Annotated in this window: 9 protein-coding genes; 4 read left to right on the forward strand and 5 right to left on the reverse strand. The window is 61.5% G+C overall.

The window, feature by feature from the left end; genetic code table 11:
• Positions 1-67: 67 nt before the first annotated feature.
• The 3 genes from rsgA to asd all read left to right on the forward strand — a co-directional run bounded on the left by rsgA (position 68) and on the right by asd (position 2,967).
• A complete protein-coding gene (rsgA, locus tag E0702_RS09805) occupies positions 68-1,102 on the forward strand; it encodes a small ribosomal subunit biogenesis GTPase RsgA (RefSeq protein WP_132043313.1) in 1,035 nt (344 codons plus the stop codon).
• Between the two features lie 53 nt (positions 1,103-1,155).
• Complete coding sequence (locus E0702_RS09810) at positions 1,156-1,986, forward strand: sulfurtransferase (protein WP_132043314.1); 831 nt, start codon at positions 1,156-1,158, stop codon at positions 1,984-1,986.
• A gap of 144 nt (positions 1,987-2,130) precedes the next feature.
• Positions 2,131-2,967 (forward strand): archaetidylserine decarboxylase, encoded by an 837-nt coding sequence (gene asd / locus E0702_RS09815; protein WP_132043316.1) that lies wholly within the window; start codon positions 2,131-2,133, stop codon positions 2,965-2,967.
• Here asd and epmA read toward each other — a convergent pair.
• The gene (epmA, locus tag E0702_RS09820) at positions 2,964-3,953 is read right to left on the reverse strand and encodes an EF-P lysine aminoacylase EpmA (protein ID WP_132043318.1); all 990 of its coding nucleotides are present in this window, start codon (positions 3,951-3,953) and stop codon (positions 2,964-2,966) included. The genes asd and epmA overlap by 4 nt on opposite strands.
• A 191-nt stretch (positions 3,954-4,144) precedes the next feature.
• Entirely contained in the window at positions 4,145-4,711 is a 567-nt protein-coding gene (gene efp / locus E0702_RS09825) for an elongation factor P (RefSeq protein WP_132043320.1), read from the reverse strand.
• Positions 4,712-4,827: 116 nt separating this feature from the next.
• On the opposite strand from efp, the gene epmB reads away from it, so the two are divergent.
• Positions 4,828-5,964 carry an EF-P beta-lysylation protein EpmB gene (gene epmB / locus E0702_RS09830; RefSeq protein WP_132043322.1) on the forward strand — a complete coding sequence of 379 codons (1,137 nt, stop codon included), beginning with the start codon at positions 4,828-4,830 and terminating at the stop codon, positions 5,962-5,964.
• Between the two features lie 403 nt (positions 5,965-6,367).
• Here epmB and leuA read toward each other — a convergent pair whose 3' ends face one another.
• The 3 genes from leuA to E0702_RS09845 all read right to left on the reverse strand — a co-directional run.
• The gene (leuA, locus tag E0702_RS09835) at positions 6,368-8,074 is read right to left on the reverse strand and encodes a 2-isopropylmalate synthase (RefSeq protein WP_132043324.1); all 1,707 of its coding nucleotides are present in this window, start codon (positions 8,072-8,074) and stop codon (positions 6,368-6,370) included.
• A 348-nt stretch (positions 8,075-8,422) separates the two neighbouring features.
• Positions 8,423-9,247, reverse strand: coding sequence for an ion transporter (locus tag E0702_RS09840; protein WP_132043326.1), 825 nt, complete (start codon positions 9,245-9,247; stop codon positions 8,423-8,425).
• A 150-nt stretch (positions 9,248-9,397) separates the two neighbouring features.
• On the reverse strand, positions 9,398-17,685 hold an 8,288-nt coding region (locus E0702_RS09845), incomplete at its 5' end, for a DUF5801 repeats-in-toxin domain-containing protein (protein WP_205741918.1).

A 17,685-nucleotide genomic window follows, 5' to 3' on the forward strand; every position in this document is an offset into this window, starting at 1 on the left:
GCAACCTCGCGACAGCCGGCGTCATGGATGAGTACAATGCCATCATTGTACCGAGCATCAGGGCCCCATGAGCAAACGCAAGCTGAGTCGCCAGCAACGCTGGCGTATCGAGAAGATACAGGCCGAGCGCGCCGAGCGCGCCACCCGGCACGATGTCCAGGAAGAGGAGCTGCTCACCGCCGGCGACTACGGCGCCGAGCAGCCGGGACGGGTAATGGCCCACTTCGGCCGCACCCTGGACGTGCGGCCCGACGCCGACGACGAATCGATACGCTGCCATCTGCGCGCCAACCTCGATGGCCTGGTCACCGGCGACCGGGTGATCTGGCGCGGCAGAACGGACACCGAGGGGCGCATCGTCGAGGGCGTGGTGGTCGCCCGCGGCGAGCGCGACAACGTGCTGGAGCGCCCCGACGCCCGGGGCCAGCTCAAGCCGGTGGCGGCCAATATCGACCAGATCCTGATCGTCTTCGCGGTGGAGCCCGAGCCCCACTCCAACCTGATCGACCGCTACCTGGTGGCCGCCGAGTCCACCGGCATCACCCCCGTGCTGGTGCTCAACAAGGTCGACCTGCTGCCCGACGGCGGTGGCGAGCTGATGGCACTGCTGCAGCGCTACGCGGCACTCGGCTACCCGGTGGTGGCCACCACCACCGCCAGCGAGGATGGCCTGGCGAGCCTGCTGTCGCGGCTGGCCGGCCGCACCTCGGTGTTCGTGGGGCAGAGTGGTGTGGGCAAGTCGTCACTGATCGACCGCCTGCTTCCCGACGAGGGGCTGCGTATCGGTGACCTGTCGAAGGATTCTCGCAAGGGCACCCATACCACCACCACCGCGCGGCTCTATCGGCTGCCTCGCGCCGAGGGGGCCGAGCTGATCGACTCCCCGGGCATTCGCGAGTTCGGCCTCGGCCACCTGACCGAACAGCAGGTCACCGAGGGCTTTGTCGAGTTTCGTCCCTATCTCGGCCAGTGTCGCTTTCGCGACTGCCGTCACCGCCAGGAACCGGGCTGTGCCCTGCTCGCCGCGGTGGAGCGTGAAGAGATTCATCCCGAGCGATTCGCCAGCTACCGGCGCATCCTCGACTCCCTGGAAGTGAGCTGAGCGGACCTGTCATACAAGGCTGACATACAAGGCTGTCATACAAGGAGAGTCCCATGAGTTCAGAAGCCAACCTGCTACCGCTGATCGTCGAACCGGAACAGCTCGCCGAGCACCTGGATGCCCCGTCGCTGCTGATCATCGACGTGCCCATGCGCGGCGACAGCTATACCGGGGGTCATGTCCCCGGTGCCGTGTTCCTCGACAAGGCTCGGCTGATGCGCGGCGAGGGCGAGGTCCCGAACCGCGAGCCCAGTGTCGAGCAGCTCTCGGCCCTGTTCAGCGACCTCGGTCTGACGCGTGACACCCATGTGGTGGCCTATGACGACGAGGGCGGTGGCTGGGCAGGCCGGCTGCTGTGGACCCTGGAGCTGATCGGCCATACTCGCTACTCCTACCTCAACGGCGGCATTCATGCCTGGCGTGCCGCGGGCCAACCGCTCGCCACCGAGGCCAGCGCCCCCAACCCCAGCGACTATGAGGCGGAGCTCCTCACGCCCGAGGTGCTGATCGAGCGCGACGAGATCGCCGAGCGCCTCGGCGAGAAGGGGTTCGCGGTATGGGATGCTCGCTCACCGGCGGAGTACCGCGGCAAGAAGGGCGACAACAAGCATCTCGGCCATATCCCCGGAGCGGTCAACCTGGAGTGGACCCAGGCCATGGACCCCGAGCGCGGCCTGCGCCTGCGCGACTATGCCGAGCTGATCACCGAGCTCGAGGCCCTGGGTCTGACCCCGGACATGGAGGTGGCCACCCACTGCCAGAGCCACCACCGCAGCGGCTTCACCTGGCTGGTGGGCAGGGCACTGGGCTTCGAGCGAATCCGCGCCTATGCCGGCTCCTGGAAGGAGTGGGGCAATCGCGACGATAACCCTATCGAGAAGTAGGCCACCCCCCTCGGGGTCAGACCCCGAGGGAGACACCTCCGCCCACAACATGCACGATCACAGTCCCAGCATCTCGACCGGGGTCTGACCCCAAAGGGTCGACTCCGGTACTCCCAACTCGATTCATCCCGGAGACAACCAGCCTTGTCACCTGCCAAGCTATTTGCCCTGATCCAGTACCCCGTGCCCCACCATCTGCTCTCGCGGCTGGTGGGCCGGCTGGCCGAATGTCGCCAGCCCGCGCTCAAGAACACCCTGGTGCGTGCCTTTATCCGCCGCTTCGGGGTGGACATGGCCGAGGCCGCCGAGCCCGACCCGACCGCCTATGCCACCTTCAACGACTTCTTCACCCGGGCGCTCAAGGACGACGCACGGCCCATCGGCGAGGGCGTGGCCAGCCCAGCCGACGGCCGTCTTTCGCAGTTCGGGGCCATCGAGGCGGGTCAGCTGCTGCAGGCCAAGGGGCATCGCTTCTCGGCCGAGGCGCTGCTGGGCGGCGACACCGAGGCCGCGACCCGCTATCTCGGCGGCAGCTTCGCCACCATCTACCTGTCACCCAGCGACTATCACCGAGTGCATATGCCACTTTCCGGCACCCTGACCGAGATGGTCTACGTGCCGGGCCGGCTGTTCTCGGTCAACGCCGCCACCACCGAGCATGTGCCGGGCCTTTTCGCCCGCAATGAACGCCTGGTGTGCCACTTCGATACCGAGCACGGCCCCATGGCCATGGTGCTGGTGGGCGCGATGATCGTCGCCGCCATCGAAACCGTATGGGCCGGCCAGATCACCCCTCTGCCCCATGGCGAGGTGCAGCGCATCCGCTTCGATACCCCGGTACGCCTGGAGAAGGGCCAGGAGATGGGCCGCTTCAAGCTTGGCTCCACGGTGGTGATGGCCTTCGCCGAACCGGTAACCTTCGCCGAGAGGCTCGACCCTGGCGTCAAGGTGCAGATGGGAGACTCGCTGACCGCCCCTTAACAGCGCGGCGTGGCGAAGGCCATGACCTCCGCCACGCTCTCCTTGCCCAGCGCCAGCTGAATCAGTCGGTCGATGCCGAGCGCTACACCACTCCCCTCGGGCATGCCGTGCTCCAGCGCCGCCAATAGCCGCCGATCGACCGTGACCTCGGGCAACCCGGCCGCCCGCCGAGCAGCGTTGTCCTCGGCAAAGCGCGCCGCCTGCTCCTCACCATCGGTCAGCTCATCGTAGCCGTTGGCCAGCTCCAGTCCCTCGAGATAGAGCTCGAAGCGTGAGGCCACCCACTCACCATCCTCCGGGTCGCGATGGCGCCGCGCCAGGGCCGCCTGGCTGGCCGGATAGTCCACCACCACATCGATGGCGCCCCGCCCCAGGTGTGGCTCGATCTCGAGGCTGATCAACAGGTCCAGGCAGTCGTCGCGGCTGGCATCATTCATCGCGAGTCCGCCCCTCTCCTCGGCCAGGCCGCGCAGCTCGGGCAGCGCCACACGAAAGGGGTCGATGGCGAGGTACTCACGAAACAGCTCGCGGTAGCGGCGATGACGCAATGGGCCCGGGGTATCCCCAGATTCTCGCCCCAGCACGCACCTCACCAGCTCCGCGGTCTCCTCGATCAGCCCTTCGAGGGACATGCCGGGGCGATACCACTCCAGCATGGTGAACTCGAGGTTATGGCGCCGCCCGACCTCGCCATCACGGAAGCAGCGTGCCAGCTGGAAGATCGGCCCCGACCCCGCCGCCAGCAGCCGCTTCATGGGAAATTCCGGCGAGGTCTGCAGCCACAGGCGCTCGCGGCCGGCGGGCGTGGTGGCCGCGGCCGAGAGCGAGGCCAGATGCAGGTCGGTGCTGCCGCCGTGGCCCAGCACCGGCGTCTCCACCTCGAGCACACCGCGCGCGGCGAAGAAGCCGCGCACCTCGGCCAGCAGACGAGCCCGCTCGCGCAGGGTCGCCATAGTGGCAGTAGGCTGCCAATCGATAACTGACATGGTGAGTACACCCAGGGAGGGAGGAATTCGCCTGATACGGCGGGCTCCTGCGGGTAAGGCGTTATCCCATCCGTTGTAGGAGCCCGACTTGTCGGGCGATTGGCGGAGACCGCAGCTGGTCGCCTTCGGCGCCAATCGCGCGATGAATCGCGCTCCTACGGGAGGTCGTCAACAGACGTGCCGTCGAGAGATCAAGCCCGGCTGACGTACTCGCCGCTACGCGTATCCACCTTCAGCACCTCGCCCTCGTTGATAAACAGCGGCACACGCACCACGGCGCCGGAGGAGAGCGTGGCCGGCTTGGAACCGCCCTGGGCGGTGTCGCCCTTGAGGCCGGGGTCGGTCTCGGTAACCTCGAGCTCGATGAAGTTGGGCGGGGTCACGCTGATCGCGTTGTCGTTCCACAGCGTGATGGTGTAAACCACCTGCTCCTTGAGCCACTTCTCGGTGTCGCCCAGGGCCTTCTTCTCGACCGGGTACTGCTCGAAGGAGCCGTCGGTCTTCATGAAGTACCACATCTCGCCATCGTTATAGAGGTACTCCATGTCCAGATCCAGGACATCGGCGCCTTCCAGGCTCTCGCCGGACTTGAAGGTACGCTCCCAGACGCGGCCGGTCATCAGGTTGCGCAGCTTGACGCGGTTGAATGCCTGCCCCTTGCCGGGCTTGACGAACTCGTTCTCGACGATCGAGCAGGGATCGCCGTCCAGCATCACCTTCAGACCGCCCTTGAATTCGTTGGTAGAATAGTTAGCCATCTTCACTCACTCATGGTCGAGCGCGCCCACGGAGACCCCGCGGCGCGCTGGGAAACGATTTTCGACGAGGCAGGCCAGAACGGTCAGCGCCTCGTTCGCATTGACTGGTGTAACGCATGATAACCCGAAGCCCCGCCCCTTTGCAGCGCCACGACGAGGCTGAGGAGCCCGCTATCGCGACTACCGGCACCGCCGCCCTCACCACTACCGCCGACACCACCGCAATTACCCACGTAGACGTCCCCACCGACAGCGAACACACCGCACCACTTTCGCCGCCACCCGCCTGGCAGGCGCAACTGTCTGGCGCCATCCGTGACCCGCGCGAGCTGTGCCGGCGCCTGGGACTGGATGAACGCTGGCTACCCGGTGCCGAGGCGGGTCATGCGCTCTTCGAGGTGCGCGTACCCGAGGCCTTCCTGGCCCGCATGCGCCCCGGTGATCCCGGCGACCCCCTGCTGCGCCAGGTGCTGCCGCTGGTCGAAGAGACGCAGCCCACTCCCGGCTATGTCGCCGACCCGCTGGAAGAGGCCGCCCACACCCCGGCCAAGGGGCTGATTCACAAGTATCATGGCCGCGTGCTGCTGATCACCAGCCCCGCCTGCGCGGTCAACTGCCGCTACTGCTTCAGGCGCCACTTCCCCTATGCCGAGAACTCCCCCTCCATGGCACAGTGGGAGGCCAGCCTCGACACCCTGCGTAACGACCCCTCGATCACCGAAGCGATCCTCTCCGGCGGTGACCCCCTGGCGACCAGTGACCGTCGCCTCGCCTGGTTGAGCGAGCGCCTGGAGGCCATTCCTCACCTCAAGCGCCTGCGCATCCATACCCGCCTGCCGGTGGTCATTCCCGAGCGCATCGACGCCGAACTGCTCGACTGGCTCGGCGCCACACGCCTGCAGAAAGTGGTAGTGCTGCATATCAACCATGCCAACGAGATCGACGAGGCCGTGATCGCCGCCTGTCGCCGCCTGAGCGATGCCGGCGTGACCCTGCTCAACCAGAGCGTGCTGCTGCGCGGGGTGAATGACACGGTCGAGACACTGGCCGCCCTCTCCGAACGGCTCTTCGAAGCCGGCGTGCTGCCCTACTACCTGCATGTGCTCGACCCGGTGACAGGCGCCGCGCACTTCGACGTGCCAGACGACGAGGCCCGCGAACTGGTCACGGGCCTCAGGGACGTGCTGCCGGGCTTTCTGATGCCGCGGCTGGTCAGGGAAATTCCCGGCGAGGGGAGCAAGACGCCACTCTGAGCGGGAAGAGCGTCGCTTCGCTCCTGGAAGCTTGAAGCTGGAAGTTCCCGGTTGCTTTGGAACAGGAAGAACGCCCGCTTTGCGAGCTCAAGCTTGGGGCCGGAAGAATAAAGTTCATCGCAAACTGGCGTGAATCAGTCCGGCAGTGAGTTCTGGGAGGCTGGAGTTCATTGTGGGAGGCCGGGTTTCCCGGGCGAATGGAGGCTGCAGGCCTCCCGGTAACAATCTGATCTATGCAACACCGCCGAGGCGCCTTCGGCGCCATTCGCGCGGCAGAGCCGCCCTCCCACCAGCCAGCTTCACGCTGATGTGCGAAGAATCAAGAATAAGCCCCAGCCCCACGCCGAGGAATCGGCATGGGGCTGGGGCTATCGGGGTTTCTTCAAGCTTCCAGCTTATGGCTTCAAGCTAAGGAGGCGGCAGTGACATTCGCCGCGGGCGCCTGGGTGGAGAGCTTGCGGTTGATGGCGCTCATTACCCCCTTGATCGAGGCACTGGTGATGCTCTCGTCGGTGCCCACGCCGAAGACCGATTCACCGTCGATGCGCACCTCCACGTAGGCGATCGCCTCGGCATCGGAGCCCTGGCCGCGGGAGTGCTCGTGATAGTCGATGATCTCCACATCGTGACCGGCGGCCGCCATGGCCCGGATAAAGGCGGCCAACGGCCCGTTGCCCTGCCCCTGGATGGTGCGGCGCTCGCCGTGCTCCTCGATGGTCGCCTCCAGGGTGACCGTCGGGCTATCGGGCTCCGAGGAGAGACGGTGGCTGACCAGGCCGAAGGGTGAGGTCTGCTCGAGGTACTCATCGCAGAAGGCCTGGTAGATCATCTGGGAGGTGATCTCCTTGCCGGTGCGATCGGCCACCTCCTGCACCACCTGGCTGAACTCGATGGAGAGACGACGCGGCAGCTCGATGCCGTGCTCCTGCTCCAGCAGATAGGAGACCCCACCCTTGCCGGACTGGCTGTTGACGCGGATCACCGCCTCGTAGCTGCGGCCCACATCAAGCGGGTCGATGGGCAGGTAGGGAACGTCCCAGGTGGCATCCGGATTGGCGCGACGCTCGGCCATGCCCTTCTTGATGGCATCCTGGTGGGAGCCGGAGAAGGCGGTAAACACCAGGTCGCCCACATAGGGGTGGCGCGGATGGACCGGCAGCTGGTTGCAGTACTCCACCTCCCGCATGATCGGGGTGATATTGGAGAAGTCGAGCCCCGGATGCACCCCCTGGGTGTACATGTTCATCGCCAGGGTCACGAGGTCGACGTTTCCGGTACGTTCGCCATTGCCGAACAGGGTACCCTCCACGCGGTCGGCGCCGGCCATCAGGGTCATCTCGGCGGCAGCCACCCCGGTGCCACGGTCATTATGCGGGTGCACGCTGACAATCAGCGCCTCACGGTTCTTGATATTACGGCAGAACCACTCGATCTGGTCGGCGTAGTTGTTGGGGGTGCCCACCTCTACCGTGGCCGGCAGGTTGACGATCATCGGCTTCTCGGCAGAGGCACCGAAGGTATCCATCACCGCCTCGACGATCTCCTTGGCGAAGTCCATCTCGGTGGTGGTGAACAGCTCCGGGGAGTACTGGAAGGTCCAGTTGGTCTCGGGTGCCTCCTCCATGCGCTGCTTGATGCGCGTGGTGGCGTCCACGGCGATCTGGATGCACTGGGGCTTGTCGACCCCGAACACCACGCGCCGGAACATCGGGTCGGTGGCGTTGTAGACGTGAACGATGGCGCTCTTCACCCCCTTGAGCGCTTCGAAGGTGCGATCGATCAGATGGTCGCGGGCCTGGGTGAGCACCTGGATGGTGACATCCTCAGGGATGCGGTTCTCCTCGATCAGCGAACGCACGAAGTCATAGTCGGTCTGGGAGGCCGAGGGGAAGCCCACCTCGATCTCCTTAAAGCCGATCTTCACCAGCAGGTCGAAGAGGCGCTGCTTGCGCTCCTGGTCCATGGGATCGATCAGCGACTGGTTGCCATCACGCAGATCGACGCTGGTCCAGATCGGTGGCTGCTCGATGCGGCGGTTGGGCCACTGGCGATCGGGCAGATCCACGGCGACGAAGGGGCGGTACTTGGCGGCAGGGTTATCGAGCATCATGGCGGCGTTCTCCTCTGGATATGGGGCGTCAGGCGTGCTGGCGTTCGGAAACGACAGCGCCCCGATGGCCACAAGGCGATCGGGGCGCTGTACGAAGGATCATGGGGCGACGAGCATCAACCCAGTGGGGAGATGCCGGGGCGACCGGGAAACAGGGGGTATAACAGCATGTGGTGACGGGGGTGATTGACATGGTACGACCTCTTGACGACCGGGGCTCCAGCGGGGGAGCAGTGACTCGGCGATGCAGGCGGCATCGCCAGCGCTCAGGCTAGCGCTAGTAGTCGTAGGTCGAGGTCGTACGTGGTCTGGTTCATGCCCCTAGAGAATCAGGCCTGAGGCGCGTTGTCAACTCCGCCGCTCAAGTAGTCCCTCCATGCGCGAGAGCTGCTCGCGCAATTCGCGCACATCGTCCCGCAGGCCATGGAGCTCGGCGGCCTCCCCCTCCCCGCTCTCGATCTCCATCTGCACGCTCTCCTTCTGCATCACGTCGAGCACGATGCCGATCATCATGTTGAGGAAGATGAAGGCGGTCAGGAAAATAAACGTCAGGTAGTAGAGCCAGCTCCAGGCATACACCTCCTGGGTGGCATACATCACGTCGGTCCAGTCCTCGAAGGTGGCGATACGGAACAGCGTGAGCATGGCGGTGGCGATATTGCGCCACAGGAAGTCGTCCACATCGGCGAACAGGAAGCTCCCGATGGCCGCATAGATGTAGAAGATGATGAACATCAGCAGCGCCACATAACCCATGCGTGGAATCGACTTGACCAGCGCCGCCATCAACATGCGCAACTCGGGGATCATCGACACCAGGCGTAGCACCCGGAAGATGCGCAGCAGGCGAGCCAGCAGCACCATCTCCGAGTCATCCAGCGGGATCAGGCTGGCGGTGACGATCAGGAAGTCGAAGACATTCCAGCCCTGGCGAAAGAAGTCGCGCAGGCGCTTCTCCGCGGCCATGCGAATGAGGATCTCCACCAGGAAGAACACGGTGACCGCCACATCCAGCAGCAGCAGCCACTGTTCGAAACGGCTGGTCTCCTCGTAGGTCTTGGCACCGATCAGCAGCGCCGAAAGGATGATGATGGCGATGACCGCGGTCTCGAACAGCTTGTTGGCGCGCAGTCGTTCGAAGCGGTCGCGCCAGGTTGCAACACCGGTCGCCATGGTCAAAGTTCCTTCGTCTGTGGTGGTTAACGTGCAAGGCATCGAAGTATAACGGCACTGCCGGAACGCAGACGGGCCACTGCAGAGTGCAGTGGCCCGGTCGTTACGCGTTTCGCTCGGCCTCACAGCGCCAAGCCTATTCTACTCGGCCTACTCGATGATCGTCACCGACTCATCGATCTTGAGCGTCACCTCAACGTTGTTTACCTCTGCCGTATAGCTGACAAAGCCGTCAGTATCGGGAGTGCTGGGATCACCCCATTCACTATCGAGATGCACGCTATCGTTCTCATCCCCGAGTATCTTCAGCACATTATCGTCATCGGTCATTTCGAGCACATCCTCGGCACGCAATCTGTCGCTGTCACTGCCGATGGCATTGCTGCCGGCGATGCTTAGATCCAGGGTCTCAATGTTATCGAGATTCGTCGCGAGGTCGCTGCCAATTAAGTTTTCGCCATAACGCAGCTGAATGGTGTCTTCTCCGCCACGCGCATCAATGGGGCTGCCGGTCCAGAGCAGATTGTCGTTGCCGGTGGTGGGCAGTTTGTCCGCCACGTTCACCTTGATGATGCCCGTGGTTTCCCCTGACTTGTCACCCACCAGTGTTCCGTTTGCAACGGTCGTTTCCTGAGTCCAGGCCTTGACGTTGATATCAATGGCTCCCTCTGTGCCCAGATGCAACACACCCAGACCGTCCAGCTCATCCTGGGTCAGGCCGGTAATGGTATGAGTGTTGGTATTGCTGTCAAAGCTCACCCGGTCCGCCGCCAGCTCAGTGTCATTCACATAGAACACCACCCTGGCACCATCGGGCAGGCCCTCAAGCTCCAGAGTAGTCAGCTCGGTGTGCTGATCAGAGTCGGCCGGATCTTCAGTGTTGGTGGCCACTGGATCCTTCATGGCCGCGTTCAGGTTGAGGTCGATGATATCGCCGGCATCACCGAAACTTAGGGTCGGGCTCAGCTCTACACCGTCGGCTCTGGGCGCGATGACCACTTCAAAGTCGAACGGCCAGGAGGTGGGCGTGTTGCCGGTTTCACCGCCCACCAAATACAGCTTGAGTCCCGACAGAGTACCACTCCAGTAGGCCGGCGGCTGAATGGCAAGATAAGCGGGCAACTCACCATTGCTCAGCGGGATCTGCCAGGTGCCTCCCCCGGCGTTATTGGCCAGGCCGGCACTGTTGGCGTCGCTGCCGTAATACAGGGTGAACTCCTTGGGCAGCCCCTCAATAAAGGCCGCCTGCAGGGTCTCATCCTCGTCGGGCAGCACGGTGCCATTGACCTGGATCTCCGCCTGAGTGCGGATTTCGCCATCATGCTCGGTGCCGGCTGCGCTCAGTGTGATATCCGGCCGGGTATTGGTGGCATTGACGGTCAGACCCCCGGAGCCGCTTGCCAGCTCCACCACACTGCCGGCTTCCTGATTTTGCACCCAGCCCTTGAGGGTAATAGTGCCGCTGTCATAAGCATTATTGGGCACGTAGGTCAGATCCAGTGGCGTATCCGGGCTTACTCCACCAATCACATAATACTGACCGTCATCCAGCCCCGATACGTTGGACACGTTTTCCAGCTTCAGCTCGGCATCGCCCTGCTTGAGCACGCCCGGAATATCCGTACCGTCCAGCCTGAGGTAGAGCTTGCCATCCACAATGCTCCAGTCGCCGGTCTGGTCACTGGGGTTGGACACGGTCACGCTAATGGCGACCGGCTCGCCTTCCGCGACCGCGGCCGCCGAAATAGCGACCGTGGCCGGATCGGTCACCGGGTCCAGCGTGACCTGAGGTGTAACCTGGGCTTCGCTTTCCAGACCGCTGTCATGCAGGGTCAGGGTAACATCCAGCGGCAGCTTGCCATTGAGGTTATTAGCATTGCTGTTGGCATCAGCCGGTGATGTTACGGTCACGCCAGCCAGCAAATTTTCAGCAATGGTTTGAGGATTGTCTCCGTCGTTCACCGGCACTGTCATGGTCCACAGCACCACCGTCTGACCATTTTCCACCACTTCGGTACGCAACATGCCGGCACCGGAGAAACTGGTTTCATCGTCCGGGGCGGTGCGCAGAGTCAGGGTCATGCTGTAACTGCTCTGGCTGGCGCCTGTCGTATCCACAGAGGCGCTTACCACACTGTTCAGCGCAAACCCGGTGTCTTCTGTCTGCGCAGCTTCAATCTCACTCAAACTGACCGTCGGCAGCGTCTGTTCATTGCCCCCCTTGGTAAAATCGGTGGTCAATTGCCAGCTGATACTGTCTTTTGCCGGACTGGCCGTACCATCCTGGGTGGCCACGGTAATGGTGATGGCGCTGTTGGTCAGGCCGCCGGCCTGACGCCCGACGCTGAACACCACATCCTGTGTGATGTCACCGTTAAACGCCGTGGTTACCGGCAGCAGCCACTGGCCGTCCCCGGTATAGATGCCCCCCTTGACCGCCACGCCCTCCGGCACATTCTGGATCAGAATGTGCGTTATGGCTTCACTGCCATCGTAGTCACGCTCATCATTAGCGTTATTGTCAGGTTGCTTACTGATGTTCAGGCTCAACGTCACATCGCCGGGCTGAGTCGCGGTATGCGAAATGGCCGTCTGATCGTTGACATTGCTGCCATTAATGCTGGCAACCTCCGCCAGCACGGCATCGGTAACCGGCTGCACCTGCAGTGTGTGAGATCCATCCTTGAAGTCGGCGGTTTCCACTGGTCCGGTGGTGTTATCCTGGGCGGTATCCGTGACTTTGTATTTCACAGTGAGGGGAATATCACCGCTGAAGTTGGCCGAAGCCTTGGCGTAGATGCTTTTCACCGCATCGACACCGGTAATTTCATACCAGCCATCCACCGCAGTCAGCGGCTTAGTACCCGCGGCGTCGCTGAACAGAGCAAGGCCTTCAACGGCTTGTATGCGCACCACGCTGATCACTTCATCGTTATCGCCGTTCTGGTAGACCGGTGACAGATCGATGCGCCCCACCTGATCCTCGGCAATGCTGGAGGCCACCTTCAGTGACGCTTCCGGCGACGGCGTGACCTGAAACTCGACGTTTTGCGCATCGAAGAAGGTTTCGGACGGGTTGTCATTTTCGGTGACCACCGGCTGGGCGGTGAAGTTAACGGTGCCGCTGTAATTGGCCGGCAGCTGAATCTTCACCGTGCCATCCGCAATCTGATCCGGTTTCACCACCCACACCCGGGCGCTGCCAGTTCCCGCGCCCACCACGGCGCCGGCCCCCAGCAAGGCGAAACCTTCAGGCAAGCCACTGATGCGCAACGTCAGGGTTTCGGATCCGTCATTGCTGGTTTCACCGCTGCTGAGGGAAGTGATCAACTCATGGAGCGCCACCGTGTTATCGGCGTTATCCAGCGTCTGTTCAACGTAAGATGGGCTCTCCGCTACCACCATATTCGGGGTGTCCGGCACCCCGGTGAGGGTAATGGTCACCGGCAGTTCATGGGCGGCGCTGGTCGACGTGGTATCGCCCAGGGTATCCACCGACACCGCCGACACCGTGAGGTTGATGGTCTCGTTGCTGTCTTTGGGCGGGGTCAGCGTGGGCTGTTGGGCCTTGTCAAAATTACTCAACTCAAGCTGATACCCTCCGTTGCCATCATCGACAAGGCCATTGCCAACACTATAGGTCACTCCTTTATAGGTAATGCTGGCACCGGCGGGAATGCCCTTGATGGTGACATTAAAGGCCTCACTATCGTCGCCACTGGTCGGATTAATCGACAGCTGAACCGGGTCTGTACCATCGCGCCCCGCATCTTCATTGGCGGTAATGCGCGCATTGACCTTGAGGGTGACCTGGTCGGCCACCGGATCGAGGATCACATTGGTCAGCCAGGCTTCACCCGACACCGCCTCCACAGTAACACTGTTATCATCGGCGTCCTTGTCAAGGGTGACCGCTTCCACCTTGATTTTAACCTCACCCTTGAAGTTGTTCGGCCCCTTGAACCGAACGGTGTCGAGGTATTCCATGGGAATATCCACCGGGGTACCGTTGTAGGCCACGTCAACCGTTGTGGTGCCGTTGTGGTACTGGAAGTAAGCGCCTTCCAGGGCAACATCGTTGCCATCGTACGGAGTCAGGCGGGCAAAGGTTTGCTCGGAAGCATCCTCGTTGGCCCAGTCTGCCTTCATATCAAAACCGTCCGAGTTCAGGGCAAACCAGTCATCTTCTTTGCCATGAGTGGTATATGTCTTATCATCGTTTATGGTGACATCATTACCAGCGGCGCCATCGGAGTCGGTATCGGTCCGTTCAGCTACCGGCGTCACGGTTACTTTAACGGGCAGATCCGTTACTTTAGTATCACTTGTACCGTTGGTATCCTTGGTCGTCACCTTAAGATTGATGGCGGCATCGGCACTGCTGTGGGGCGGCGGCGTGATGGTAAAGCCGTCGAGCACGGCTTCGCGCTGCTCTTCAGTCAGAACAGTACCAGAATCAGCAAAGGTAATGGTGTAGGGGTCAGCACTTGTGCCTGCACCTGACACACTCCAGCCTCCGCTATTTGTCGGCTCAGCCACTGTCCAGCCAGCAGGGATCTCAAACGCCACCGAATCGATCACTTCGCTGCCCGTGCCGGTGTCGGTGACACGTACGTTTTCCAGGAAGTTAACAGCGGTATCTTCTTCAGTGGTCACATCACCCGCCACCACATCCCCGGCCACCGGGGTCACCTTGAGATTCAGGTCAACGCTGTTGTTGGTGGTACCCTCCTCAGCAACACCATTCGCCGGGCCAGCCTTATTCAGATAGCCATCTCTGTCCTTGTCCTGGGCATTAATGGTGACCTTGATGCCATTCAGATCCCCACTGAAATCACCCACACCGCCAACGGTAATATTGGGGAAACTGCTGATATCGCCGGTCTGGCCATTGGCACCGGCTTTGTCATTGATGGTGACACTGTTACCGCTTGCCACTTGCCGGCCATTCACCAGAATGGTTTGCCCTGTGGTGTTTTCAAGGGTGATGGAGCGCACCTCGGAGCCGTCCAGGTCTTTAAACTGGGCGCTGAGGATGTCTTTCAGGTTAAAGCCGGAGTCTTCCTTGAGAGTGACCGCGGCTTCGGTATTACCACCTGTACCACCGTAGCTGACCGCATCTACATTGGTAACACCAGAGGTTTTGCTGGTATCAAACACCAGCGCGGCGTCATCGGTGACGGCCTGCACCTTGACAGCAACGCTGGCATTGGACGTGGCTCCGGCTACGCCAGACAGCTTGTTGCCGGCGGCATCCACTTCGAAGCTGGTCACCGCCATATTGACGGTGAAATTATTATGGGCATGGAGCGGCGGGGTGACGGTCATCGCCTCGAAGTCGGCCTCGCTCATGCTAAGATCAGCACTCACACCACTGATATGCTGGCCGTCACTGAGTACAATGGTGACGCTGCCGCTGGCATCGACCGTGTAGCTGGAGCTGCCATAGGAGAGTACGGCCCCTTCCGGCAGACCGCTCAGGGTGATTTCGCCCAGGCGCTCGGGGTTGTCACCACTAGCAGCACCATTCTGATCCGTATCATCGACGACCACAGGGGCATTCAGCCCCAGGGCCACCGCGGTATCTTCCTGTGTGCCAATCTCGGCCGCATCCACGGTCAGGGTGGGCGCATCGGCGACAGGAGTCACGTTCACAGTGACCGTGTAGGTTTTCTCTCCGTCATCGGTGCTTGTCGTATAAGTAAAAGTGTCTTCTCCACTGTAGTTTCCATCAGGCACATAGGTAATGGTGCCATCAGGATTTACAGTGGCTGTGCCATGGGCCGGCGCAACCGTACCATTGGAGCCATCGCCAATAACCGTGTTGTTCCCCGTCGCATCTGCGTTAGTGTTGAATGTATTATCTGAGCTGTCCTCCACTACAGTAACCAACTGCGCCTGATTCGGATCAGGTGCATCATCCATGACCGTTATGGTGAAATCGGTGTTCGATAGATCTCCGTCGCCGTCAGTCACCCGGACATGTTCAAACTGAAGATCCAGCCCACTCACCGAATCGCCGAATCTATTCAGGTGGTCGACAGGCTTGCTTAGCGTGAACAGATAGCCCGGTGCCCCGGTGGCGTCAGTGATCTGTACGGTAAACACAGGGTCATTGGCGCCGTCACTTTGAGTGTAAGCGGTCAAGGTATGGCCATCACCGCTCACCAGATAAAGTACGTCTTCGCCATCGGACTGTAGACCAAGCGCGGTCAAACCAGCCGTTGTTGAATCGCTTGCGCCTTGAGTAAATTCAACGTTGCCAGCACCATCCGTTCCGAAATCCACATTAAGGCTATTGGCAACCTGAGTCTTACTCGGGTCTTCTCCCTGACTACCTCGCTCCAGATAGGCTTCATCGACCTGCCCGTCAGCAGGGGCTGTAATGATAGACGGGCCATCGTCTTTGAAGCTGAACTTACCACCCACATTTACTGACTGACTGGCGGTATCCCCATCACCATCGGTGGCAGTCGCTACCAGTTGAACCGCTCCGTCCGTCAATCCAAGCAGATCGTCGTGATCTGATTGGTTCGGGTGTTTCAGCGCCCGGCTCTGAGTCAACGTTGCCGCACCGGTGGTTGGGTCAATGGCAATACGGAAGGCTTCAGTTCCACTGGCGTTGTTACCCACGCGCCCCACTACATCCGTGCCATCCATGAACAAATAGATATCGCTACTCGTGGCGGTGTCGGTCACACCGCTGGCAGTGCCATTCGCTACGTTCAGGCTGTAAACGGTGCCATCCGTGTTGGCAGCGCCATCGGCCCCATGATCGATATCGAATACGCCGTTGACAAAGTCCGCATCGGTGGCACTCACACTGCCTGCTGCAAAGTTGCTTTCATCCACCGTGACGCTACCCGGCGAGGTGCCACTGAGGGCAACCAGCGGTGCATCGTCCGCAATGATGATGGTCACGGTATTGGTTACGGTGTTGCCGTATTGGTCCCTGGCGGTATAGCTGAAGGTGTCGGTTTCATCTTGACCGGCCACATCTGCGGTGGCGCTCGTCAGCGTGTAATCGAAGGTGCCATCAGTATTGACCGTCCAGCTGCCCAAAGCGTTGCTGCCACTTTGCGCCTCGGTCACGGTCCATCCCGGCTGCAGGTTCAGGCTGCCACCGGAAATGCTTTCACTATCGGTAGCCGCCTCGGTGCCGTTCGCCAGACCGGCTTCATCCACGCTGCCATTGGTATTCACTGGTGTGCCGGTTACATCCGCCACATTGATGGTGAGCGTGGTTTCCACCAGGTCACCGTCACTGTCTTTGACGGTGTAGGTGAACACATCCTTAGCGTCACTGGTTACCGCATTGGCGGTGGATACATAGGTGTAGCTGCCATCGGCGTTAAGGGTCAACGTGCCGTATGTTCCGGCGATTGCCTGCCCCACATTGGCATTTTCTGCCGCTGGGGTTGTGCCTGCAGCAACGCCCACTACGGCATTGCCACTGTTGGCCCAGCCATCAGCTCCGGCGGTGTCGTTGCTCAGCACGCCATCGGTAGCCGTTACGGTCAGGGTTGCGCCTTCACTGACATTACCGGTATCGGCGACCGCCTGCGGCGCGTCATCTTCCACCCGCACCGTCAGGGTGCCATTGGTGGTCGCGTTGCCCGCGTCGGTCACGCTCAGCGGAATATCCAGCGTGAGCGCTGCATCTTCGGCGCCGCTGTGGGTCTGCTCGCCCGTCAGAGTGTAGGTGTAATTGAGCTCACCTTTGGTCGGCACACCGCCCACTGTTTCGGTAGCGGTGAAGCCGGTCAGCACCAGGGTGCCACCGTCCACGTTAATCGTGTAACTAGCCGACGGCGTGCTTGCCAATGCTTCCAACTGCTCCAGCGTGAAGTTCTCGCCACCCACGGTGATGCTCTGCAGGCCATCCAAAGCGGTAATCGTGATGGTGCCGTTAGCCGCTTCACTGTCACTGCTGGCATCGGTGCCGTCCGTCAGGCCACTTTCCCTCACGGTGATGTGGCCATCCACACCGGCGGTGGTGTCGTTGGCCGCGATGCTTGGCGTGCCATCGGTGTTGCCGTCGATGGTGATATCCAACCTAGCCGTCGCTTTATCTCCGTCCCCATCCTCCAGGGTGTAGGTAAAGCTTTCTGTCAGACTAACGCCGGTTTTAAGCGCATTAACATCGGAGTTGTCGTTGTCCAGCTCATAGATGTACGAACCATCCGGATTGATTGTCAACGTGCCGAACTCGCCGACTATTTCCAGCACCCCTGCGGTGTTCGTTGCCGTATTGCCCGGCGCATTGGCACTGATAATCGCGGTTACATCGGCCCCATCGGCACCCACGGTGTCGTTAGTGGCTACATTACCCGCCACCGAGGCTACGTCTTCGGTGATGCTGTTCGCATCATTAGCCGCGGTCGGCGCATCGTCGACGATCTTGATGCCGAGGTTCTGTGTCGCGGTTTCACCGTCGT

Source organism: Halomonas marinisediminis (assembly GCF_004347715.1).
Classification (GTDB): Bacteria; Pseudomonadota; Gammaproteobacteria; order Pseudomonadales; family Halomonadaceae; genus Halomonas; species Halomonas icarae.